Genomic DNA, 24,528 nt, shown 5'->3' with positions numbered 1-24,528 from the left:
ACCTTGGCGATAAACCAAGGTTTTGTGTTTTTATATCTGTTAAGCTATTTTATCTTCTCTTCAAGCTCTCACAAAAGGAGGTAATAATTGGCTGGAAACTTCTCCAAAACCAATACGAACTTCTTTGCTTTCGCAGAAACCTCTAATAATAACAGTATCATTATCTTCGATAAATTTACGTTCGCTGCCATCTTTTAGTTTAACTGGGTTTTTTCCGCCCCAGGTAAGTTCCAGCATCGAACCAAAACTATCAGGAGTAGGCCCAGAAATCGTTCCGGAACCCATCATGTCACCAGAATTTACACGGCATCCGTTTGAGGTATGGTGTGCCAATTGCTGTGCCATTGACCAGTATAAATATTTAAAATTAGATCGGGAAACAACCGTTTCTTCTTTGTTTTCAGGCTGAATCGAAACTTCTAAATGAATATCGAATGCTTTTTTTCCTTTTGTTTGAAGGTATGGAAGTGGAGACGGATCTTGTTTTGGTCCTTTTGTTCTAAAAGGTTCCAAAGCATCCATCGTTACAATCCATGGAGAAATTGAAGTTGCAAAATTTTTGGCTAAGAATGGCCCAAGTGGTACGTATTCCCATTTCTGAATATCGCGAGCACTCCAGTCATTCAATAAAACCATCCCGAAAATATAATCTTCTGCTTCATGATTTGGGATGTTTTCTCCCATTACGTTTACATCTGTTGTGATAAAAGCAGTTTCTAACTCAAAATCAACTGAACGCGAAGCACCAAAAACAGGTAACTTTTCACCATTTGGTAAGGTTTGTCCCATTGGTCTGTGAACCGGAATCCCAGACGGAACTATGGTAGAACTTCTACCGTGATACCCAACCGGAATGTGTAACCAGTTTGGTAACAAAGCATTTTCAGGATCACGGAACATCTTTCCTACATTAGTTGCATGTTCTTTACTGGAGTAAAAATCTGTATAATCACCAATTAATACGGGTAATTGCATCTCGACATCATCTATCCTAAAAATAACAATATCGCGATCTTTTGTGGAATCTCTAAGTTGCGGGTTGGTGGCATCGAATATATCAGCGATACGATTTCGAACTAAACGCCACGTTTTTTTTCCATCAGAAATAAAATCATTTAGCGTGTCTTGCATGAACATATCATCAGTTAAATCTATTCCTTCAAAATAGTTTAATTGTTGTAAAGCACCTAAATCAATGGCGAAATCACCAATTCGTGTTCCAACGGTAACGACATTTTCTTTGGTAAGAAAAACACCGAAAGGAATATTCTGAATAGGGAAATCACTATTTTCTGGTACTTCTAACCATGATTTTCTTTTGGTATCGTTAGCGGTTATTGGCATGTGGATGTTAATTATTTGTTGAAAAATTCTATGTCAAATATATCATAATCTTACAGTATGACAAACGTTTTTTTGTATTTTTGCAGGAAATTAACGAAAAACGAAAAAATGCAACGCGACGAACAAATTTTTGACCTTATACTAGAGGAACAAGACAGACAAATTCACGGATTAGAACTTATTGCTTCGGAGAACTTCGTAAGTGATGAAGTAATGGAAGCAGCTGGTTCTGTTTTAACTAATAAATATGCTGAAGGATATCCTGGCAAAAGATACTACGGCGGTTGCGAAGTAGTTGACGTTATTGAACAAATTGCAATTGACAGAGCCAAAGAATTATTTGGTGCTGAATATGCAAACGTACAGCCTCACTCAGGTTCTCAGGCAAACACTGCTGTATATCACGCTTGTTTAAATCCTGGTGATACTATTTTAGGTTTCGATTTATCTCACGGTGGTCACCTGACTCACGGTTCTCCGGTAAACTTTTCTGGTCGTTTATACCGCCCGGTTTTTTATGGTGTAGATGCTGAAACTGGTCGTTTAGACTATGATAAAATTCAGGAAATTGCAACAAAAGAACAGCCAAAATTAATCATCGCTGGAGCTTCGGCTTATTCTCGTGATATGGATTTTGCACGTTTCAGACAAATTGCTGATAGCGTAGGGGCCATTTTATTTGCTGATATTTCTCACCCAGCTGGTTTGATTGCAAAAGGATTATTGAGTGACCCAATTCCACATTGTCATATAGTTTCTACAACAACACACAAAACATTGCGTGGACCACGTGGAGGTTTGATTTTGATGGGGAAAGATTTTGAAAACCCAATGGGATTAAAAACACCAAAAGGAGAAATCAGAATGATGTCTTCATTGTTAGACTTAGCTGTTTTCCCTGGAAACCAAGGTGGACCATTAATGCACATTATTGCTGCTAAAGCGGTTGCTTTTGGTGAAGCGTTAAAAGATGAGTTCTTTACTTATGCCATGCAATTGCAAAAAAATGCTACTGCTATGGCAGATGCTTTCGTAAAAAGAGGATACAACATTATCTCTGGCGGAACTGATAATCACATGATGCTTATTGACTTAAGAAATAAAAATATTTCTGGTAAAGAAGCTGAGAATGCGTTGGTAAAAGCGGAGATTACTGTAAATAAAAATATGGTTCCATTTGATGATAAATCACCATTTGTAACTTCAGGAATTCGTGTTGGAACAGCTGCAATCACAACTCGTGGTTTAGTTGAAGAAGATATGGAAACGATCGTAGCACTTATCGATAAAGTTTTAACTGATCACACAAATGAAGCAGTTATCGAAGAAGTAGCTAACGAAGTAAACGAAATGATGAGCGAAAGACCGATTTTCGTATATTAAAAATATGATTTGAAACTTAATTGTTTCAAGTTTAAAGTTTCAAGTTTAAAGTTTTGTAACGCGTAAAAAATACGTAGAACAGAACTTTAAACTTTTTTCGTTCCTAAAAGAACGCAATACAGAAACTTGAAACCTGAAACTTGAAACAAAACAAACAAAACAAAAAGACCATGGGTGTACTAAGATTACAACTGCCAACCGATCCGCGATGGGTAAATATCGTTGAGAAAAATATTGAAGAAATCCTGACGGATCACGCCTGGTGTGAGCAAAAAGCCGCTACAAATGCGATTACCATTATCACCAACAACTCAGAACATCAGGATTTGGTGAAGGATTTATTGGCTTTAGCCAAAGAAGAAATCGACCATTTTGAGCAGGTTCACAATATCATCATCAAGCGTGGACTTAAATTAGGACGTGAGCGCAAAGACGATTATGTAAATGAGTTGTACATGTACATGAAAAAAAGCATTGACGGAAGCCGTGTTTCTGGTTTGGTCGAAAGATTACTTTTTTCAGCGATGATTGAAGCCAGAAGCTGTGAACGTTTTAAAGTGTTATCTGAAAACATTCAGGACGAGGAATTAGCAGTTTTCTACAGAGAATTGATGGAAAGCGAAGCTGGACATTACACCACTTTCATAACCTACGCTCGTAAATATGGAGTGGGGATTGACGTGGAGAAACGTTGGAGAGAATGGCTTGCTTATGAAGAATCTATTATAGCCAATTACGGAAAAGGAGAAACGATTCACGGGTAATGTTATTAAATTCCAATTCTGAAATTCCAAATTCCAAAAAGTAGTGTAAACTTTGTGAATCTTCGCGCAACTTTTGTGAATCTCTGTGAAACAAAAAAAATCCGTATAAATCCGCGTTTTCGCGATAGCGAATCAGTGTCATCCGCGTTCAAATTTACCCGCAAAGTTTTAATAATCTAAAATCTGCAATCTAAAATCTAAAATTCTTACATTTGAAAGTAACCAAAAACAATTACCATGAGAATAGAAACTGATTTGAAATTAGGGTTTAAAGATGTTATGATTCGTCCTAAAAGATCCACTTTAAAAAGTAGGTCTGAGGTTTCTCTGGAACAGAATTTTAAGTTTTTGCACAGTACTTCAAACTGGACAGGTATTCCCATCATGGCAGCCAATATGGATACCGTGGGTACTTTTGAAATGGCTCAGGTTTTAGCAAAAGAAAAACTTTTTACCGCCATTCATAAACATTATTCTCTTCAGGAATGGAATGATTTTTTAGTCAAAGTTACGCCTGATTTCTACGATTATATTGCGATAAGCACAGGAACAGGAAAAGAAGATTTTGCTAAAATTGGTCAAATTATAACCGCCAATCCTTTACTAAAATTTATTTGTATTGATGTTGCTAATGGGTACTCAGAACATTTTGTTCAGTTTTTGAAACAAACCCGCAAACAATATCCTGACAAAGTAATTATTGCCGGAAATGTAGTGACTGGCGAAATGGTCGAAGAATTACTTTTGGCTGGTGCCGATATTGTAAAAGTCGGAATTGGACCTGGTTCTGTATGTACGACCCGTGTAAAAACCGGTGTTGGTTATCCGCAGCTTTCTGCGATTATCGAATGTGCCGATGCTGCTCACGGTTTGGGCGGTCACATCATTAGCGATGGCGGCTGTTCGACTCCGGGTGATGTGGCAAAAGCTTTTGGTGCAGGTTCTGATTTTGTCATGTTGGGCGGAATGTTAGCAGGACACACAGAAAGTGGAGGAGAACTGATCGAAATCAATGGTGAAAAATTCAAACAGTTTTACGGAATGAGCTCTACAACTGCCATGGAGAAACACGTTGGTGGAGTTGCAGAATATCGTGCCAGCGAAGGAAAAAACAGTTCAGGTTCCGTTTAAGGGAAAAGTCATCAATACGGTTTTGGATATTTTAGGAGGTTTACGCAGTACGTGCACCTATGTTGGCGCTTCACGACTAAAAGAACTTACCAAACGCACGACTTTTATCCGCGTAAGCGAGCAGGAAAATCAAATTTTTACAAAATAAAATAGCATACATTAAATGATTACCATTTCAGAAGCTTCTTTGAATGATATTCAATCTATTCAGAGTATTGTAAATATTACCTGGCCCATTACTTATGGTGCAATTTTATCGAAAGAACAATTGGATTATATGTTGGGGCTTTTTTATTCTACTGAAGCTTTAACGGAACAATACGACAAAAAAGTTCAGTTGTTTTATATGATTTATGAAGAAGAAACTATTATAGGTTTTATCGGAATTGAGCATCATTATAATAGTAAAGCTTTAACTAAAATTCACAAAATATATCTTTTGCCTGAAACACAAGGAAAAGGAATTGGTAAAAAAGTAATTGATAAAATTGAAAAATTAGCTTTGGCAAATAATTCAAAAGCATTGTTATTAAACGTAAACCGATTCAATTCGGCTTTAGGGTTTTATAAAAAAATAGGTTTTGAAATCGTTGATGAAGTTAATATCGATATTGGAAATGGATATTTGATGGAAGATTATGTGATGGAGAAGAAGTTAATATTATAATTTTCATCGTAATCTTGTCAATGACAAAATAAACGAAAACGCTCTTAATGGAAAAGATTGCCCTAGCCCCGATAGGAGTGGAAATCCTTTTGTGGCGGGGTTCGCCACAAAAGATTGAAACGGATAGCGGGATTAGCTCCTGAAAAAAAAGATTTGTTTTATCATAGAAATCGGAATGACAAACTATATGATTACTCAACTCACCAAAACATCATGCTTAAACAATAATCCTTTTACTTCTCTTAAAGAAAAAATAGCTTTCTTCAGTTTGGTTTTGGAGGGATCGATGGTGTAATTGAAACTGGTTTTAAAATCGGCTTTGTTGGCGATGGCTTTGTCGAATTCTGATCGGTATAAATCGCAATTATCGAAGAGGACACTGGTGAGATCTGTTGCCATAAAATCGACGGCAACTAAACTGCAATTGGTAAACGTTGTTCCTTTTATTTTTAAGGTGTAAAACTTCGAAAAATCCAGGATGCAATCCTTAAAATGTACTTCGAAAATCAGTTTATCACACATAGCAAAATTCACTTCCTTAATGGCACAACGGTTAAAACTGACCGTTCTAAAAGCCACATAATTTATTTTGGCTTCGCTAAAAATACAATCATTAAAAACACAATCGATAAAAGTAACGGCCAGAAAAGTACAGGCCGAAAAATTACAATTATTGAACGTACAACATTCGAAATCCTTAAAGTTCACATCGTCCCGACCATATACAATGGTATCGTATTCTTTATCAAGGAAATATTCAGACTCTTTTTTCAAGGTGATAGCTGCTGTTTTTTGCGAGGCAAAAGATAATCATTACGCTTTATATTTCAGTGTTTTCAGCTCGACTTTTTATTAATTGGCACAATAAAAAGCAGCAAAACACTCAGGAAATCTTCTTGCGCTTTCTTGTCATTCTTGTGGATTTAGTATTTTAAAATGATTTGGGTGTCGTTTTATCAAACATTTAATTAAATCATTGCAGTATCTGTTAGCTTTTTAACTTTCAATATTTTATTGTCATCTTAAATTGATGTAGCTTTACGTGACCAATTTAGATTTTACCCAACACTTTTAATCGTATGGAATCAACAAGAAAAGAACATGATTTTTTAGGAGAATTAGATATTCCTAATCATTTATATTACGGAATTCAGACCTTCAGAGCCGTAGAAAATTTTAATATTACCGGAATACCCATTTCAAAAGAACCTTTGTTTATCAAGGCTTTGGGCTATGTAAAGAAAGCTGCTGCATTGGCCAATAAAGATTGTGGCGCGCTTGATCCTAAAATTACGGAAGCCATTTGCTATGGCAGCGATCAGGTTATTGCTGGTAAGTATGATCAGGAGTTTGTAAGCGATTTGATTCAGGGTGGTGCGGGAACCTCAGTCAATATGAATGCCAATGAGGTTATTGCCAATATTGGTCTGGAATATCTAGGACATAAAAAAGGAGAATATAACTATCTGCATCCTAATAATCATGTCAACTGCTCGCAATCTACGAATGATGCTTACCCATCTGCGTTTCGAATTGCGCTTTATATGAAAATGGAAAGCTTTATTACCACTTTGGCAGGCTTAGAAGTTGCTTTTGCTAAAAAAGGTGTAGAGTTTAATGAGGTCTTAAAGATGGGAAGAACGCAATTGCAGGATGCGGTTCCGATGACTCTGGGACAGGAGTTTAAATCTTATGCGACTACAATAGGAGAAGACATCATAAGATTGAAAAATGCGCAGGAGCTGTTGCTCGAAATCAATATGGGAGCCACCGCTATCGGAACGAAAGTGAATGCTCCGCATGGGTATCCTGAAATATGCGTGGCGTATCTTGCAAAAGAGGTAGGGATTCCGCTTACGCTTTCTCCGGACTTAATAGAAGCAACGGTTGATACGGGTGCTTACGTACAAATTATGGGCACCCTGAAACGCTCTGCGGTTAAGATTTCGAAAATCTGTAATGATTTGCGTTTGTTGAGCTCCGGACCAAGAACGGGTTTCAACGAAATCAATTTGCCTGCGCGTCAGCCTGGTTCTTCGATTATGCCTGGTAAAGTAAATCCGGTAATTCCGGAGGTGGTTAACCAGACTTGTTTTTATGTAATTGGTCAGGACTTAACGGTTACGATGGCTGCAGAAGCCGGACAATTGCAACTGAATGTTATGGAACCCGTAATTGCTTTTGCGATGTTTACTTCGCTGGATTATCTGGCAAATGCCATTCAGACACTGATTGATAAATGTATCAACGGAATCACTGCGAACGTTGACCATTGTTATCAGATGGTGATGAACAGTATTGGTATCGTAACACAATTGAATCCTATTTTGGGGTACGAAGAAAGTGCGAGCATTGCCGGTGAAGCCTTAAAAATGAATAAAAGTGTTCATCAGATTGCGGTGGTTGAGCGAAAGTTGATCACTCAGGAAAAATGGGATGAGATTTATTCGTTAGAGAACTTAATCAATCCTAAGTTTATTACTAAATAATTTATTTTCGATAGTAAAAAAAGAAGATTGTGAAACCCTTTTTCTTTTATTAAATTACAATCTATCTGTTTTATACAAAGGCCATTCTGTTTTAGAGTGGCTTTTTCTTTGGATACTTATTCTCTTTCTTAAATGTAGAAGGGCGATGCTTCTACAACTGCCGCAGTTTTTTAAATGAATATACTTCTTTCATTAGATACAATAACAGTTTTGCAAATGCAGAAGCATCATTTTGAAAATACATCATCAGTTTCAGAAGTACAACTGCTTCATACTATAAGCACATTGCCAGTTTCCTAAATGGAGGAAGGCTAACGCCAAATGTTTTTGCCTGTTTCCTAAACGGAGGAGGTCTAACGCCAAATGTTCTCGCCTGTTTCCTAAACAGAGGAGGTCTAACGCCAAGTGTTTTCGCTTGTTTACTAAACGGAGGTGGTCTAACGCCAAATGTTTTCGCTTGTTTCCTAAACGGAGGAGGTCTAACGCCAAGTGTTCTCGCTTGTTTACTAAACAGAGGAGGTCTAACGCCAAGTGTTTTCGCCAGTTTACTAAACGGAGGAGGTCTAACGCCAAATGTTTTCACCTGTTTACTAAACGGAGGAGGTCTAACGCCAAAATACATAGTGAGTTTTTACTTTGCAGACGCTTCCTTTTAAAAATACATAGCTAGATTTCTAAAGTCAGTAACTAGTTTTTTAAATGTGATAGCGAGTTTTTAAAATGCAGAAGCTTCATTTTAAAATCATACCGCTGGTTTTATAAATGCAGTAGCGAATTTCTTAAATCATACAGCAAGTTTTTATAAGGCAGAGGCTTCATTTTTAAAATTGGTCAGGTGTTTTTTAGATGGAGAAGGTATAACACAAAAAGAGGTTACGAGTTCTATAAATGTACAAAGAAGCGTAGTAGGTGCTATTTGTAATTTTATGTTTAATTAGTGAATGTGCTAAAGTGATATTATTAAATTTATATCTAATAAAATAATATCTCTTTGTTGTATGAATGTTGTTTTGGTTTGAGAAGGCTTGTTATAAAAGGCTTCCGTGATTTTTTGGAAGTAAAAAAAGACTTTATATGAGGTAAAATTTAATACACTAAAGGCATTTTAGCGAAAGCGAAAAAATTTTAATTCTTCGGGTATATGATTCAGGTTTTATGCTACAGCTTTGAGCCAAAATAAAAACGATTGCCTGTGAAGCAATCGTTTTTTGGGTTGTGGTATTATTTGTTTTTGGAATTGTATGGCTTTGGTTTTATTGTAACTATTATAAAAAAGTGTAAGTATGCTGTATGCTGCTTTTATGATGAATTATGGAGGCTGTGTTTAGGAATTTTCCGGATACTGCATCATATTGCAGCGCAATAGTATGTTGCTTTTTGCTACATTTTATTTGTGTTACGGGCGAACTAATAGGGGTAAGTACCGTGTTGCCCATAACCTGAGATGCTAACCAAATATGAATAGTATCAGGAGGTTTGATATACAATGTTTCTGACATTGAAACGGCTGTAGCCGAAATGGCATTTCCGGTACATTCAGATTGGTTTATAACTGCATTCAGATACAATCCAAAAGTTAAAAAATCTTTTGACGTTATATGATTGGCAATTGCAAAACTGCCAGACTGCCCTCCGGTTATGGGGCCTAAAATAGCAGAGCTGTTTTGTAAACTATATAAATTGCCTACGGGAATTCCAGCAGGAGTAGCTGCCAACTGGTTTAATACAGTCCCGTTTGTTATAGGAGAATGGGAGGCATAAATACCATACTGGTCATTCCAGGAAATTAAATTATTTTGCTGTGGCAGAAAAGCCTGCCATACTACATTAGGATTTGACCCTTGTGAAGTTTTTGCAAGTACTACTTTTGTTTCAGATGCTAAAAGAGTTTTTAACTGATCGCTTGTAAATGTAATTTTTAGAGTATAATTTGGCATATTATCCTGGCTTTTAGCTTTTAAATTACTGTATTTTCTTTTTGTTGTTTCAGCTGTTATGATTTTTTAAGGAGCTTCAATATGCTCAATAGTACCTTCAGACAAATTGCTGCTACCTGCATTGATGAAACGCCCTGTATAAGAATCATATACTACTGAAATTCTAAATAAACTACTGCTAAAACTTAACCTAGTTACAGGTGATGTAATACGGGTTATAATGCTATTACTTTGTACTTGCGATTGGATCCAGATATAAATATCGGTAGCAGGATCCATCAAAGCTGTTGACTGAAATAAAACAGGAATAGCCGAAATCGCATTTCCACTTCTATAATTTCCATTTATAATGGCATTCTGAAACAAACCTGTTGTCAGGTAAGGGGCGTTTGAATAGTTATTCCGTAGTGCAAATGTATTACGCTGACCGCCAGTTGTTGGGCCTAAAATTACCCCATTGTTTTCTAAGGTATAAAGCGTATTGGTATCTATCCCAATAGGAGTATCTGAAAATGGAATTATTTGGGCATGATTTACTAATTTGGTATTCGAACAATAAATACCATATTCATCATCCCAGGAAATCTGATTGCTTTGAAATGGCCTGAAAACCTGCCAGGCCACATTAGAGTTTTGTCCTCTTGTACCTTTTGCCAACACTACATTTGATTCGGTAAAGTGTAAAATTTGTAATTGTTCCGTTGTAAAACCAACTTTTAAATCATAATTTGCCATGATGTTTACATTTTAAAATTTCTTCGGATAGTTTTCGTAACCTTCAGAACCGATAAACTTTCCGGTGTTTTATTTTGATAGCTTCTCAAAATAACAAAATAATGTCCTACAGTTTTAGCGTATAAATACGCATTTTTGTGTTGCAAAGCTGTTTATTGATTTTTTGTAAAACCATATAAGTGATGTTATTAAGAACTGTTTTATTGCTTTGAAAAAGGTTTTCGATCCTAAAACAATTGATAATAATATCATAATTTGAGGGGTTGTAATTTATATTTAGATTGCAATGCTTATTTTTGTTACTTATACACTTATATACATGAAGTTATTAATAGTCGAAGACGAGCCTAATTTGTTATCTATCCTCAGAAAAGGATTTGCCGAGAACAACAACGATGTGAGTGTTGCTCTTGATGGCAAGACTGCACTCGAAATGCTGCTTAATTATAATTTTGATGTAGTTATCTTAGATGTAATGCTGCCGGATATCAACGGAATTGAAGTGTGCAGACGTGTTCGGGCGGCTAAAAATTTTGTCCCGATTTTGCTGTTAACAGCATTGGGAACCTCAGAGAATATTGTTACAGGGCTTAATGCCGGGGCCGATGATTATCTGGTAAAACCTTTTAAGTTTGGCGAATTAGAGGCACGTGTAAATGCCTTAAACCGTCGTGCCCATCAGGAAACAGAAAAGGTTGACATTATTACGATTAGTGATTTAGAGATTAATGCCAAAGCCAAGACCGTTAAAAGAAACGGTGAATCTATTGTACTCACGGCCAAAGAGTTTAAACTATTGTATTATCTGGCTAAAAATAAAGATATTATTGTGTCACGCGACCAGATTCTGGATAATGTCTGGGATATTAACTTTGATATGAATACTAATGTCGTGGATGTTTATATTAATTATCTGCGAAAAAAGATAGACAAACCTTTCGATACAAAATTAATTCACACTATAAAAGGCTTAGGGTATGTTATTAAATAGTAAAATGAACATAAGAAAAAGAATTGCTTTTACTTATGTAGAGCTTTCTACTCTTAGCACTTTGTTGTTATGTGTTGTCGTATTTGTATTGTTTAGGGATAACAACCGCTATCATTTCCTGAAAAGATTAGAAGACAGGGCAAAAATTGTGTCTTCGATACATTTTCAGAATGATCCTGAAAAAAGTAAATATTATAGTGAACTTAAAAAAAATGGTTTAGAAGAACTGATTGAAGAAGAAGAATATGTTCTTAAAATAAACAGCGCCAATAGTTTTGAGTATAATACCAATTTGAATCTTCCGAATGATTTTTACACCAATGTTTTAAATACCGGAAAAGATTATTTTGAAGTAGATAGCAAATATTATTTAGGTCAGGTTTTTACAGAAAACAAACAAAAATATATTGTAATCGTTGGTGCGAGAGACAGACGTGGTAAAACAACAACTGTTTATATTGTCAAAATATTATTGTTTGGAGGTATCGGATTTGTTCTGTTGGCTTTCTTTTTGGGTAGGTTTTTAGCAAAACGCGTTATAGATCCGGTGGCCAGAATTACCAAAGAAGTAAAAAGAATTAGTGCTTCTAATCTTCATAATAGATTGCCAGAAGTAAAAAACTCTGATGAAATATCCGATCTTACGGCTACTTTTAATGATATGCTGGATCGTTTGGAAACCTCTTTTGAGATTCAGGCCAACTTTATCAATAACGCTTCGCACGAACTGAAAACCCCTATAACCACTATTATTGCCGAGGCCGAAATTATGCTTCTGAAAGAAAGAGAAGTGTATGAGTATAAGGAGTCGCTTGCCAATATTTATAGTCAGGCCTCCAGATTAGGAAACTTAACCGAGAGTTTGCTCAAGCTCACGCAAACTGGTTATGACGGCCAAAAACAAGTACTGGATATTGCCCGAATAGACGAACTGTTGATGGATGTAAAATCAGACCTTGACAAGATTTTTCCGGACAACAGGGTGAGTGTTAAGCTTAATTTTGCACCAAACGACTCAAACTTATTATTGCTTCCGTGCAACAAGCCCTTACTGGAGCTTGCCATCAATAATATTATTACCAATGGAGTAAAATACTCTGATAATAATGAAGTATTTGTGACCCTTTCGGCAAGTTCAGAGGCGATTAAGATTTCTATTAACGATATCGGGATTGGTATTCCGCCAGAGGATATTCCGCATTTGTATGAACCCTTCTTCAGAGGAAAAATTGCTACTAAATATATAGGTTATGGATTGGGGCTTCCTTTGGCTTCCAAAATAATCCGCATGCACGGGGGAGAATTACAAGTACAATCGGAACAAAATAAAGGAACTATTGTAACGATTATTTTTAAGAAGACAGAAATTAAAAAGTAATATTAGAAATTCTAATATTGAATCTTAGAAAATTCTAATTTTAAATTAAGACCCTTCTAATATACAGGATGTTACTTTGTAAGTATAAATTAAACAATTATACTTATGAAAAATTTCCTTATACCTACGACTTTAAAAGAAGATACAATTAGTGCAGTAAAATCTGCAGTTCATCAGGCCAAAGAAACGCCATGCGAGATTATTTTGATGATGGCTGCCGAAACGCCGGACAGCTTTTCTTCGTCACAATTTTTGCGCGAAATGCGAGTTGGACTTACTACAAGCCAACAGGAAGTTCTGGAAACCTGCCGTTATATAGTGGATCATACGGCTAATTGCAAAATTAAAATTCACAATCAATACGGACTTTCGTCTCCAATTTTCAAACACATCATCGATACTTTTTCGGTAAAACTGGTTATCCTGACACCTTCTTATAAACAGGAAACCAAACGAATTCATCAATATGCAGTACAATTAGTAGGGAACCAAAGATGTCCTATCCTGCATTTAGGTACAGAGCAATTTAAAGAGGATTTTAATAAAGCACTTTATATCGAAAACGCGAGTGCCAATATGCACGTAAAAGATATTCAGCAGTTTTTAAGCAATAATTTTTCGTTTGAAATCGTGAGCCAAACATCAAAAAACGAAGACAATTACGAAGCGATGGCACCTTATCTTAATGAAGCCATTACGAAATACGACATCGATCTGCTGGTAGAAACCCGTAAAGGCGAAAAGATCAAATTCAAAAAAAATAAAAAAGAAAATATCAACGACAAATTAGGACTACCGGTTTTGTCGCTATACGAAGAGTTGGTTTAAGACCAATTGCTTCCAGAAAAATAAGTTTAATCTAAAACGAAAAGTATGTTATTAAAGAAAAGGATTCCGATGAAATATGTTCTCGGAAAAATTAAAGTAGAGTTGGGGCTGGTGTTGGCTTATACCATATTGTTCGAGATTTTTCATCATTTCTTCATCAATGTATCTGTAGATATTCCGATTGCGATACCTACAATGATTGGTACAATCATCTCCTTGTTATTAGCCTTCAAATCGAATCAGGCGTATGACAGATGGTGGGAAGCCAGAATTGTCTGGGGTGCCATCGTAAATGATTCCAGAACCTTGGTAAGACAGATGATTACCTTTTATAAAGACCCTGATTTTTCGGTACAGGCCAATGATTTTAAAGAAAAATTTGCCAAAAGACAGATTGCATGGTGTTATAGTTTAGGACAGTCTTTGCGAAACAGAGATCCTCTAAAACCGATAAAACATTTGTTGAGCGAGGATGAATTGCGATTTGTAAAAAACCATCAAAATGTTCCCAATGCGATATTGATGCTCCATGCAAAAGATTTAAGCATAGCTAAAAAAGATAAGCGTATCAACATGTATCAGCAGGTAGAAATAGACAATACCATTACGAGATTATGTGATGCTATGGGGAAATGCGAGCGTATTAAAAACACTATTTTTCCGACTACTTATAGTATGTACATAAGATTTACGCTTTGTTTGTTTATTTTATTATTGCCTTTTGGAGTGATTAGTTTGTTGAGTTGGTTTGCGGTTCCGTTGATTACGACGATTGCTGCGGCTTTCTTTCTGATCGAAAAAATGGCGATTCATTTGCAGGATCCTTTCGAAAACAGACCAACAGATACTCCGGTTACGGCAATTTCGAATACAGTAGAAAAGAATTTAATGCAAATGGTAAACGAATACAGAAATGAGTTTGCTGTTGTTAACGAGCCAGTGATGAAACCAGAAATGGTGAAAGCTGAAAAAGATGCTTACTTTGTTTTGTAAGTAAGCATATTAATTAGTTATGAAAAGCCAGATCTATGTGTCTGGCTTTTTTATGAAATTAATTTGCCTAAAGTCTGTATGGATTGTCGCAATTCATTGGTCCAGGGTAAACCAAAACTCAAACGCATACAGTTTGAAAACTGATCCTGTAACGAAAAGATACGTCCAGGAGCAATGCTAATCTGGTGTTTCATGGCCAAGTGATATAAATCGGCAGTGTCAATTTTAGAATCGAGTTCTACCCAAAGAAAAAATCCGCCCTGAGGCTGGCTCACTTTTGTTCCCTTAGGAAATGATTCTAATACCGTATTGATATAATTATTGCAGTTATGATTCAGTATCTGGCGTATTTTGCGAAGATGGTTTTCGTAGCGTCCGTTTTTAAGAAAATCACCAACCACTTCGTGTGTAATAGTAGGAGAGGAGATGGTATGATATAATTTGGTACGCAAGATCTCTTTTTTGAATTTCCCCGGAGAAACCCATCCCACGCGATAACCCGGAGCCAATGATTTCGAAACCGAACTGCAGCACAACACTATACCGCTTTCGTCATAGGTTTTGCAATTGGTTGGCCGGCTGGAGCCAAAGTACAAATCGCCGTGAATATCATCTTCGATAAGCGGAATGTTGTAAAACTCCATTAACCGAACGACTTCTATTTTATGTTCATTAGGCATCATACTTCCCGAAGGATTACTAAAATTGCTCATCAATACACAAGCTTTTACTTTTTTGGTAGAAAGAGCTTTTTTCAGCGCGTCTAATTCTATACCGGTTGTCATATTGGTGGGCAGTTCCATGACATATAAACCTAATGATTTTGCCAATTGCAGAACACCAAAATATACAGGGCTCTCGGTAATAATGGTGTCTCCGGGCTTGGTTAAAGTCATTAAACAATGAGAGATCGCAGTAATGCAGCCCGGAGTGGTAATAATATCCTCTTCGGTAAGAGCACCGCCCCAGGTAAAAGACCAGCGGGCAATTTCTTTTCTTAAATTGGTATTCCCCTGTATTTCTTCATAACTGGTTCCGCTATTGGGCAGCTGCCGCATGGCCTGAATCATTCCTTTATTCAGTTTGGCAATCGGGAGCAATTCATTTGACGGAAAACCCAAGGAGAGCATGGTGACGTCTTTGGCTCTCATATCTCCATACACTAAATCGATCAGATCTTCGCGTTCGATATTCGCGCTGCTTAAAATAGGACTACTAGCTGAAGGTTCACTAATCGTTCTTGCCGAAATATTACTTACATAATACCCGGATTGCGGTCTTGATTCTATAAGCGAACGGCTTTCTATTTCGTAGTAGGCTTTACTTACCGTACTCATGCTGTAACCCGTCTCGGCACAAACTTCACGAATAGACGGAAGCTTATCACCAACGTTTAAAACGCCTGACTTTATTTGTTTCTCGATTCTATCGGCAAATTGCAGGTAGAGGTAGCTGGAATTTTTCATGTAAAAAATAAACTGTTGCGGTGCAATTTACAAAAACTGTATCTGTATTGCTGTTTTATTTTTATGAAATTTGCCCTATCAAATTATAATACACAAAGCTACTTTGAAAACAACAAAATATTATCTCGCCGCTATTTCAGCCTATACTATTTGGGGATTTTTTAGCCTTGCGCTAAAACCTTTACACGATTATAATTCGTTAGATATTTTATTCTTTCGTGTTTTTAGCTGTAGTATTTTGATGTTGCTGATTGCTTTTGCTTTTAAAAGAAAAATGATTAAGGAAACGATAGCCACTTTTAAGGCACTGCCTGCAGCTAAAAAAAAGAAAACCATTTTGCTGAATATAGGAGGAAGTGTTTTTTTAACCTCAAACTGGTTTATTTTTATTTATGTAATGAATCATGTGAGCGTTAAGGCAACTTCACTGGCATATTTGGTTTGTCCGATACTTACGACGCTGCTGGCGTATTTTCTGTTGCATGAAAAGCTTTCAAAAACACAATGGATGGCAGTTGGACTAAGTATTTTTGGATGTTTACTGCTGTCGTACGCTGATATTATGGATATGTTTTTTAGTATCATTATTGGTTTTACCTATGCTTGTTATCTGGTGAGTCAGCGTGAGAATAAAGGTTTTGATAAATTCCTGGTGCTTACTTTTCATATTACTTTAGCCGCTTTGTTTTTATTGCCTTTTTATCCAGCTTACAGCGGACCATTTCCTACGGAGTTTAAGTTTTATTTTTGTATTGAAACCATCGCGATAGTCTTTACGATTATCCCTTTGTTTCTAAATTTATATGCGTTATCAGGAATCAATTCCTCTACGGTAGGAATGTTATTAAACATCAATCCTATGATTGCTTTTGTACTGGCTAATTTTGTTTATCACGAAAAAATAAGTCCTTTGCAAATTGCGGCTTACGGTATTATATTTATGGCCGTTTTAGTGTTTAATTCGCATCATATTTTTGCTATAAGAAAAAGAATGATAGGAGAAACTATTGCCAAATAATAGTCTTTTTTGTTTCAAAATTGTATTACAGCCAATACATTATTTATTGGCTGCAATATAATCTGAAGGAGACATAGAAAAGTGTTTTAAGAAATTGCGGCCAAAGCTGGTTTGCGATTTATAACCTACCATTTCGGCAATTTCATACATTTTATAATTTTCGTTTAATAGCAGTTCAGCAGCTCTTTTGAGACGCACAATATTTATTAACTCGTTTGGACTTAAATTTGAAATATCCTTTATTTTTCGGTATAAAGTCGATCGGCTCATGTTCATTATCTCGGCCAGCGATTCTACACTTAAATCCGGATCGGTAATGTTTTTTAATATTTCTTCATCCAGTTTTTTGAGAAACTTTTCATCTGTCTTATTGTGTGCGATACTTTTGATGTGCGAAAGCGGAGAGCTCGCATAATAATTCATGATTTGTTTTCGGTTTTCGATTAAATTATTCGCCTGAACTTTTAAATAATCCATCGAAAATGGTTTTGCAATATAAGCGTCCGCACCCACTTCCAGTCCGTCAATCTGAGATTTAAGCGAATTTTTTGCTGTTAATAAAATAACCGGAATATGACTGGTTTCTAAATTAGTTTTGATTTGTTTGCAAAGCGTAATACCATCCATAATGGGCATTTGTACATCGCTAATAACCAATTGAATATTTTCGTTATGGATGATTTTTAACGCTTCTTCGCCATTTTTGGCCTTTAGTATAGTATAAGTAGCCGTCAGCTCAGAAGTAATAAAATTCAGTAAATCTTCATTGTCTTCCACGACCAGAACCTGCGTTTTCTCGTTTTTGATTTCTATTTCGATTTTTTCTGTTTCTTTCAGGTCTTTTTCGCCTTCAGCATCGATATAAAACATAAATTCTTCTTCCTGATGCAAAGGCACAATAAGCTCGAAAATATTCAATTGTTCATCTGCAACCAGCTGTAAACTTCCGTTGTGTAATTGTGTTAAAGAATGAGCCAAAGAAAGCCCAATTCCGGTACCAGAAGTCGAATCCATATTGTCAACTCTGAAAAAAGGCTCAAAAATTTTATCTTTTAATGGATACGGAATTAAATTTCCATCATTTTTGACTACTATCGTTAGCTTTTTTTCATCACGAAATAAGGCTATCGAAACTTTATCTTTAGAATATTTAATGGCATTATTAATCAGATTACTTAAAATTTTCTTGAAAGCTTCTTTATCTACAAAGGCAAAAATATCTTTTTCGCCTAATTCCAGTTCAAATTCAATTCCTCTTTCTTCAATCAGCTGGCTGAATCTCAAATGTAAATTCCGAACCTGAGAAGAAATATTGGCCTCTACGAAAGTAAGTTTTAAACCTCCAATTTCTGATTTTCTAAAATCCAGCAATTCGTTGACCAGTTTTAGTAGTCTCGAAGTGTTTTTTTTCATAATCGAAAGATTCTGAGGCACTTCAGGAGATACGTGTTCGATGGTTAAGAGCTTTTCTAAAGGACCTTTGATTAGCGTCAGCGGTGTTCTGATTTCGTGTGCAACATTGGTAAAAAAGTCAATTTTGGCCTGATAGATTTCTTTTTCTTTTTCGTCGTTAAGATGTTTTATTTTGCGGTTATTTTTAATCTGAGTCAGATTTTGCGAATACCGAATGATGTAATAAAACGCCCCGCAAATCAAAAGAAAATAAAAAATATAAGCGTAAGAACTTGCCCAGAAAGGAGGCAATATTTTAATTTTTAATTTCACTTCTTTGCTCCAGACACCAAAGCTATTTAATGATTTTACTTTAAAAACATAATCTCCGGGAGCCAGTTCTGTAAAGAAAACTTTGTTGTTGCGTTCCAGATACACCCAATCCTTATTTACGTTTTCGAGTTTGTACCAATATTCTGTTAGTTCCGGAGCGGTAAAATTTAAAGAAGCAAATTCCAGATTAAACGAGGACTGATTATTGGTTAATTCCAGTTCGTCGAGATGCGAAATAGATTGTTTAATAGGGGAGTTGGTTTCGTTTGCATCTACCTCTTTATTGTTGATTTGCAGACTTGTAATATAAATAGAAGGCGTGTATTTATTTTTGGTAAAATTCTTCGGATTGAAACTGATCATTCCGTTTAAATTTCCAAAATACATATCACCATTTGAGTCTTTAAAAGCAGAACTGTAATTAAACTGATCGCTTAGTAAACCATTGGCAGTCGTAAAAATTTTAACGTTTTTATGATCTGGACTGAACTTTACAAGTCCTTTAGAAGTCGTTAACCATAAATTTTTAGTGTCATCTTCTAAAATAGAATAGACAACATTGCTTGGTAATCCTTTTTTGGTTGTGAATTTAATGAAGCTCCTGTTTTTCTTATCAAAGAGATTCAGGCCATTTTCGGTAGCAATCCAAAGGTTTTTGTGACTGTCTTCGAAAATAGAGTTGATAGAGTTATTGCTGATTCCGTTTTTGTTTTTATAATCAAAGAGAAAAACTTCCTTTTTTCTGGTTTTTGGATTATAAAAAAACAAACCATCCCGATAACTTCCGGCCCAGTAATTTCCGTTGCTATCTTCTTTAAAATAGGTGTAATGTACCGTTTCCGGAAACATTTTTAGTATTTTGAAATTGTCATTTTGTTCATCATAGCGATAAATTCCTAATGTAGTAATCACCAGAAGCTCCTTTGCTTTTGTTTCATAAAACGAAAAGATGAAATTACTATGCAAGCCGCTGGAAGGATCATTAGCACTATAATGTTTGATGACATTTCCGGTTTTTTGGTCCAGGACATCCAGCCCATGTTCAAAAGTACCTACCCAAATTTTATTTTTTCGGGGTAATAAAGCATGAATATTATAGTAAGAAACAGCACTTTTGCTTCCGTTTGGCAAATACGAAGTGAATTTTTGTGTTTTAGGGTTAAATCTGTTCAGGCCTGCATCTTCGGTACCAATCCAGAAATCACCATAATCATCTTTGTGAATTTCCCTGATGGCACTACCGCTAATCGAATTTTGATTTTTTTGCGGAAAATATTTTTTAACCTGCGTGTATTGTTTCTGATGGTAATTGATACCGCCAAAATACGTTCCGATCCAGATTCCGTTTTCTTTATCAATGGTTATCGAATAGGCTGCATTATCAGAAATCGCATACGGATCATTATAATTTTTTTTAAGATTGATGCTGTTTTTTGTCTTTAAATTATAAACGTAAACACCGGATTCACTGGCAATCCAGAGTTCTTCGTTTCCTTTTTTCTTGAACTGGCGAATAAAAACAGGTTCTTTTATAGTAAATTCTAATGTTGAGGTTTGTTTTGTTACTTTATTATAGACCAATACACCATGATCTTGCGTGCCTATTAAAATGGTTTTTTGATCTAAAGCATAAATGATGGTTATTCTAAAGTTGGTTTTATTCGCTGGCGGATTTAGCGTTAGGTTTTCAAAGGATTGGCTTTCTTCAGAATAATGGTATAATTTGTTTAAGGAGGAAGCCCAGATTTCACCTTTAGCATCCTTTGTAATAGATGTCGCTATAAAATATTTATTGGGATTAAAAGTGGTCGTTTCTTTTTTTGCAGTAGCATATTTATATAAAATATTGCCTGAAATAAACCAGATATTTCCTTTTTTATCATGGTTGATATCGTTTATTCGGTCATTAATAGCTTCATTTAATATAGTAAACTGGTCCCGTTTTTTATCGTAGTGATACAAGCCTTTATCAGTACCTACCCAAATTGTTCCTTTGTATTCGTGCAGAGACTGAATATAATTGCTTCCTAAGCTATGAATGGGGTCGGTATTGCTTCTGTAGGTTTTAAATCGGTATCCGTCGAACCTGTTCAAACCATCTTTGGTGCCAAACCACATAAAACCATCTGCATCCTGAATTGAGGTGATAACGGTATTGTTCGACAGTCCTTCTTCGACCTGAAAATGCTTGAAATAATATTCCTGAGCCTGAATAAAATTTACAGAAAAAATTAAAAAAATATTAAAAAGAAAGAATTTACGCATTGTTAAAAATTTTATAGTAAAAATGAGTTTCTACAAATCGTCTCAATTTTGTTCATAATGTTGCAAGCCTTTGTTTTTAAGCTGAAATTAATACAATTTGAATCATTTGCGAGACATATTGACACAAATGAATCATTTTATTTTGAATTAAAATCGCCTACTTTGAATTTTCAAATAAATGATATTGATAATTTTTAGCACAAAAAAATAATGTATCAATAAAATAAACTTTGAAAAAATACACCTTTTATAATTTTGAATTAAAATGAACACATTATTATTAAAGAGCAATATTAATTATTTTTTTGTTCGAATTCCGGATGACTGAATTTTTTGTATTGTATTTACAAACCAACCAAAAAAAAATAAAACTATCTAAAAATGAAAACTCAATGAAAACAAAATTCACTCAAATTTTAAAGCAGAGATATTACCTCTTGTTTTTCTTTAGTTTATTACTTCAGCAATCGTATGCGCAGCAGCAAATTACGGTTAAGGGAAAGGTAACTTCGGCAATAGGAGAATCGATTCCTTTTGCAAATGTGATTATTAAAGGTACAACCAATGGTGCTGTAACCGATTTCGATGGAGGTTATACTATTGCGGCCAAATCGAATCAGGTTTTGGTGTACAGTTCACAAGGCTACAAATCAAAAGAAGTATCGATTAACAATCAAACCACCATTAATGTTACACTAGAAGAGGATATTAAGTCACTGAATGAAGTGGTTGTGGTAGGATACGGTTCGCAACAAAAGAAAGATTTAACAGGAGCCATCTCTGTTGTAAAAGCAGAGCAAATCCAGAAAAGAACAGTAACCACTGTTGCGGAGGGAATGCAAGGGCTTGTTACCGGTGTTAAGGTTCGTGGTGGCGGAAGACCGGGTCAGGAAGCGAATATTGAAATTCGTGGACTTAAAAACCTTCAAAGTGCCAATCCGCTTTATGTAATTGATGGTTTGGTAACTACTGCCAATAGAGATTTTAACCCGAATGATATCGAAAGTATTCAGGTATTAAAAGATGCTTCGGCAGCGGCAATTTACGGATCCAGAGCCGCGAATGGTGTTGTCATTATTACAACTAAAAAAGGTAAAAAAGGGCCACTTCAGGTAGAAGTTTCTGCAAAAACCAGTTTTACAAGCATGCCTACTTATGATTTAATGGGAACCGAAGAGTTTGCCAAACTGAATAATCAGGCGTATGATAATGCTGGACTGCCTAGACAAAACTTAAACATGGCCGTAGATACAGACTGGCAGAAAGCGGTTTTTAAATCGGGTTTAATAAGAGATTATAATGCCAGTGTTTCTGGAGGAGGTGATAATTCGACCTTTTTTATGTCTGGAAATTATTTTGGAAACGAAGGAACCGTTGTAGGAACTGATTTTGACAGAGTTTCATTCCGAGTAAATTCAAGTGGCTCAAAAGGAATTTTCAGTATTGGAGAAAATCTGGCCATCAGTAATGCAAAAACAGATGAAATGGCTGGAAATCCAATTATAGATGTGTACAGAATGACACCTACAATTCCGCTTTATGATGCCGCTAATCCAGGTGGTTATGGCTACGGAAAACAAGGAGTTGCAGATACTTTTGGTACCAACCCGCTAGCAATTTCTGATTTTGCCAATACCATCAACGAGAATTTCAGAATAAGAGGAAATATCTGGTCTGAATTGAAATTTGCTTCCTGGTTAAAATACCGTTTCAATTTTGGATATGAAACCAGTGTTGACTCGTATAGCTTTTTAAGAAAAGTGGGTAACTGGAGTTTAAATCAGCCAATAGATCCTTCAAGAATAAATCAAAACAAAGGAAGATCGCAAACCAAATTATTTGAAAACACTTTGACTTTCAAAAAAGAATTTGGTAAACATGATCTAACAATTTTAGTGGGTCAGACTTTTCAAAAAGACAATTATGACCAGATTTATGGTGAAAAACTAAATGTTCCAATTAATTCAGGAACGGGAGATTATTATGATGTTTTAAATCAGGGAAATAATCCAGTTGTTGGAGGTTTTAGAAACGAAGCAACTTTGGCTTCTTATCTAGGAAGATTAGAGTACAATTATGATAACCGTTATTTGTTTAATGCTGTTATGAGACGTGACGGATCATCAAAATTTAGCGATGCTAATAAATGGGGGAATTTCCCTTCTGTTTCTGCTGGATGGAGAATTAGCAACGAATCTTTCTTTAAGTCAGAATTTATTAATGATTTAAAATTAAGAGCAAGTTACGGAGAGTTAGGCTCAGGAAATATTGGAAACTACGAATACAAAAGTTTCATCAATAATTTTGGACAAATTGTTTTAGGAAATACACAATCCTTATATCCATCTGCTACAGTAGTACGATTATCAAATGAGGATTTGAGATGGGAAAAATTAAAACAAACCAATATCGGACTGGATTTCGCAGTGCTTAACAATGATTTGCGCTTAACTGCCGATTATTTTATTGCGCGTACGGAAGATGTATTGTTTGGTTTTCCTCTTTTATTAACGACAGGTAGCGATGGTGGTGAACCTATTTCTAACGCTGCAACGGTAGAAAATAAAGGTTTTGAGTTAGAATTAGCCTACAGCAAAAAAATTAATGATTTTTCTTTTAATGCTTCCATCAATTTTACAAAAATCAACAACAAATTAGTAGAATTGGGTAATGGTCAAAACGAGTTTTTTTCTGGTAATACAATCACCAGAGAAGGTTCTGCAGTAGGAATGTGGTACGTTTTGCAAACAGATGGTTTGTTTCAGAACCAACAGGAAATTGACAATTATAAAAATGCTGATGGAAAAGTAATTATGCCAAATGCAGTGCCAGGAGATATTCGTTTTAAAGATATTAATGGTGACGGAGATATTAATAACAATGATAAAGAGATTGTAAGTAGTCCATGGCCAGAATTTGAAATGGGTCTTAACGCAGGAGCAGAATATAAAGGTTTTGATTTTTCTATGAACTGGATTGCTTCTCATGGTGCTACTGTTTATAACGGTTTTAGAAGTACTGTAGATCGTTTTGATGACAACAGTAATTACAGAGCTGGAATACAGCCCTGGACACCAGAAAATCCAAATACAGATTTCCCTAGAATTACAAAAGGTTCCAATTTAAACTCCAGAGGAGACAGCGATCGTTTCTTAGAAAGCGGTGATTTTATCCGACTTAAATACATTGGATTTGGATATAATATTCCAAGAAGTGTTTTAGAAAAAGCTGGAATAGCAAGAGCGAGATTAAGTTTGTCCGCACAAAACGTAATTACTATTACCAAATACCAAGGTTTAGATCCGGAGTTCAGCAACGGTAATATTTTCGAAAGAGGTGCTGATATTGGTGCATTCCCGAATCTTAAAACCTATTCATTTGGTGTTGAATTTGCCTTTTAATTTTAAAAAATAG

At 35.6% G+C, this 24,528-nt stretch carries 16 protein-coding genes and 1 pseudogene; 11 read left to right on the top strand and 6 right to left on the bottom strand.

The window, feature by feature from the left end; translation table 11 throughout:
- Window positions 1–60: 60 nt before the first annotated feature.
- Entirely contained in the window at window positions 61–1,344 is a 1,284-nt protein-coding gene (gene fahA / locus GON26_RS07325; RefSeq protein ID WP_160374097.1) for a fumarylacetoacetase, read from the bottom strand.
- Window positions 1,345–1,452: 108 nt separating this feature from the next.
- Here fahA and glyA point away from each other — a divergent pair, with 108 nt between their 5' ends.
- The 4 genes and pseudogenes from glyA (at window position 1,453) to GON26_RS07305 (ending at window position 5,289) form a co-directional block, all read left to right on the top strand.
- Window positions 1,453–2,727: a serine hydroxymethyltransferase gene (gene glyA, locus GON26_RS07320; protein ID WP_160374095.1), complete on the top strand. Its 1,275-nt coding sequence runs from the start codon at window positions 1,453–1,455 to the stop codon at window positions 2,725–2,727.
- A 170-nt stretch (window positions 2,728–2,897) separates the two neighbouring features.
- Window positions 2,898–3,491, top strand: coding sequence for a tRNA-(ms[2]io[6]A)-hydroxylase (miaE, locus tag GON26_RS07315; RefSeq protein WP_160374094.1), 594 nt, complete (start codon window positions 2,898–2,900; stop codon window positions 3,489–3,491).
- Between the two features lie 237 nt (window positions 3,492–3,728).
- Window positions 3,729–4,770 (top strand): annotated as a pseudogene (locus tag GON26_RS07310) (GMP reductase).
- Window positions 4,771–4,785: 15 nt separating this feature from the next.
- Window positions 4,786–5,289, top strand: coding sequence for a GNAT family N-acetyltransferase (locus GON26_RS07305; protein ID WP_160374092.1), 504 nt, complete (start codon window positions 4,786–4,788; stop codon window positions 5,287–5,289).
- Between the two features lie 195 nt (window positions 5,290–5,484).
- On the opposite strand, the gene GON26_RS07300 is transcribed toward GON26_RS07305, so the two are convergent.
- Window positions 5,485–6,063, bottom strand: a complete 579-nt coding sequence (locus GON26_RS07300) for a pentapeptide repeat-containing protein (RefSeq protein WP_160374091.1) — start codon at window positions 6,061–6,063, stop codon at window positions 5,485–5,487.
- Window positions 6,064–6,368: 305 nt separating this feature from the next.
- On the opposite strand from GON26_RS07300, the gene aspA reads away from it, so the two are divergent.
- Window positions 6,369–7,778: an aspartate ammonia-lyase gene (aspA, locus tag GON26_RS07295; RefSeq protein ID WP_160374090.1), complete on the top strand. Its 1,410-nt coding sequence runs from the start codon at window positions 6,369–6,371 to the stop codon at window positions 7,776–7,778.
- Between the two features lie 1,265 nt (window positions 7,779–9,043).
- On the opposite strand, the gene GON26_RS07290 is transcribed toward aspA, so the two are convergent.
- A complete protein-coding gene (locus GON26_RS07290) occupies window positions 9,044–9,715 on the bottom strand; it encodes a hypothetical protein (protein ID WP_160374088.1) in 672 nt (223 codons plus the stop codon).
- Between the two features lie 66 nt (window positions 9,716–9,781).
- Window positions 9,782–10,450: a hypothetical protein gene (locus GON26_RS07285; RefSeq protein ID WP_160374087.1), complete on the bottom strand. Its 669-nt coding sequence runs from the start codon at window positions 10,448–10,450 to the stop codon at window positions 9,782–9,784.
- Window positions 10,451–10,769: 319 nt separating this feature from the next.
- Here GON26_RS07285 and GON26_RS07280 point away from each other — a divergent pair, with 319 nt between their 5' ends.
- From GON26_RS07280 to GON26_RS07265, 4 genes are all read left to right on the top strand, one after another.
- Complete coding sequence (locus GON26_RS07280) at window positions 10,770–11,441, top strand: response regulator transcription factor (RefSeq protein ID WP_160374085.1); 672 nt, start codon at window positions 10,770–10,772, stop codon at window positions 11,439–11,441.
- Window positions 11,442–11,445: 4 nt separating this feature from the next.
- Complete coding sequence (locus GON26_RS07275) at window positions 11,446–12,819, top strand: HAMP domain-containing sensor histidine kinase (protein ID WP_202110849.1); 1,374 nt, start codon at window positions 11,446–11,448, stop codon at window positions 12,817–12,819.
- Window positions 12,820–12,924: 105 nt separating this feature from the next.
- Window positions 12,925–13,647: a hypothetical protein gene (locus GON26_RS07270; protein ID WP_160374084.1), complete on the top strand. Its 723-nt coding sequence runs from the start codon at window positions 12,925–12,927 to the stop codon at window positions 13,645–13,647.
- A 45-nt stretch (window positions 13,648–13,692) separates the two neighbouring features.
- A complete protein-coding gene (locus GON26_RS07265) occupies window positions 13,693–14,640 on the top strand; it encodes a bestrophin family protein (RefSeq protein WP_160374083.1) in 948 nt (315 codons plus the stop codon).
- 50 nt (window positions 14,641–14,690) lie between these two features.
- Here the strand turns inward: GON26_RS07265 and GON26_RS07260 are convergent, their stop codons facing one another.
- Window positions 14,691–16,106, bottom strand: coding sequence for an aminotransferase-like domain-containing protein (locus GON26_RS07260; RefSeq protein ID WP_160374082.1), 1,416 nt, complete (start codon window positions 16,104–16,106; stop codon window positions 14,691–14,693).
- 103 nt (window positions 16,107–16,209) lie between these two features.
- Here GON26_RS07260 and GON26_RS07255 point away from each other — a divergent pair, with 103 nt between their 5' ends.
- The gene (locus tag GON26_RS07255) at window positions 16,210–17,124 is read left to right on the top strand and encodes an EamA family transporter (protein ID WP_160374080.1); all 915 of its coding nucleotides are present in this window, start codon (window positions 16,210–16,212) and stop codon (window positions 17,122–17,124) included.
- Between the two features lie 39 nt (window positions 17,125–17,163).
- Here the strand turns inward: GON26_RS07255 and GON26_RS07250 are convergent, their stop codons facing one another.
- Window positions 17,164–21,114, bottom strand: coding sequence for a hybrid sensor histidine kinase/response regulator transcription factor (locus GON26_RS07250; protein WP_160374079.1), 3,951 nt, complete (start codon window positions 21,112–21,114; stop codon window positions 17,164–17,166).
- 392 nt (window positions 21,115–21,506) lie between these two features.
- Here GON26_RS07250 and GON26_RS07245 point away from each other — a divergent pair, with 392 nt between their 5' ends.
- Window positions 21,507–24,515 (top strand): SusC/RagA family TonB-linked outer membrane protein, encoded by a 3,009-nt coding sequence (locus GON26_RS07245; RefSeq protein ID WP_160374077.1) that lies wholly within the window; start codon window positions 21,507–21,509, stop codon window positions 24,513–24,515.
- Window positions 24,516–24,528: the final 13 nt, after the last annotated feature.

Origin of the sequence: Flavobacterium hydrocarbonoxydans, from assembly GCF_009789235.1 — a bacterium.
Classification (GTDB): domain Bacteria; phylum Bacteroidota; class Bacteroidia; order Flavobacteriales; family Flavobacteriaceae; genus Flavobacterium; species Flavobacterium hydrocarbonoxydans.
Note: the sequence above shows the minus strand (reverse complement) of the source record. Positions and strands in the feature narration are given on the sequence as shown.

Bases quoted from the DNA above. Each gene is read 5' to 3' on its own strand.
- fahA (WP_160374097.1), bottom strand. From the start codon at position 1,344: ATGCCAATAACCGCTAACGATACCAAAAGAAAATCATGGTTAGAAGTA.
- glyA (WP_160374095.1), top strand. From the start codon at position 1,453: ATGCAACGCGACGAACAAATTTTTGACCTTATACTAGAGGAACAAGAC.
- miaE (WP_160374094.1), top strand. From the start codon at position 2,898: ATGGGTGTACTAAGATTACAACTGCCAACCGATCCGCGATGGGTAAAT.
- GON26_RS07305 (WP_160374092.1), top strand. From the start codon at position 4,786: ATGATTACCATTTCAGAAGCTTCTTTGAATGATATTCAATCTATTCAG.
- aspA (WP_160374090.1), top strand. From the start codon at position 6,369: ATGGAATCAACAAGAAAAGAACATGATTTTTTAGGAGAATTAGATATT.
- GON26_RS07290 (WP_160374088.1), bottom strand. From the start codon at position 9,715: ATGCCAAATTATACTCTAAAAATTACATTTACAAGCGATCAGTTAAAA.
- GON26_RS07285 (WP_160374087.1), bottom strand. From the start codon at position 10,450: ATGGCAAATTATGATTTAAAAGTTGGTTTTACAACGGAACAATTACAA.
- GON26_RS07280 (WP_160374085.1), top strand. From the start codon at position 10,770: ATGAAGTTATTAATAGTCGAAGACGAGCCTAATTTGTTATCTATCCTC.
- GON26_RS07275 (WP_202110849.1), top strand. From the start codon at position 11,446: ATGAACATAAGAAAAAGAATTGCTTTTACTTATGTAGAGCTTTCTACT.
- GON26_RS07270 (WP_160374084.1), top strand. From the start codon at position 12,925: ATGAAAAATTTCCTTATACCTACGACTTTAAAAGAAGATACAATTAGT.
- GON26_RS07265 (WP_160374083.1), top strand. From the start codon at position 13,693: ATGTTATTAAAGAAAAGGATTCCGATGAAATATGTTCTCGGAAAAATT.
- GON26_RS07260 (WP_160374082.1), bottom strand. From the start codon at position 16,106: ATGAAAAATTCCAGCTACCTCTACCTGCAATTTGCCGATAGAATCGAG.
- GON26_RS07250 (WP_160374079.1), bottom strand. From the start codon at position 21,114: ATGCGTAAATTCTTTCTTTTTAATATTTTTTTAATTTTTTCTGTAAAT.
- GON26_RS07245 (WP_160374077.1), top strand. From the start codon at position 21,507: ATGAAAACAAAATTCACTCAAATTTTAAAGCAGAGATATTACCTCTTG.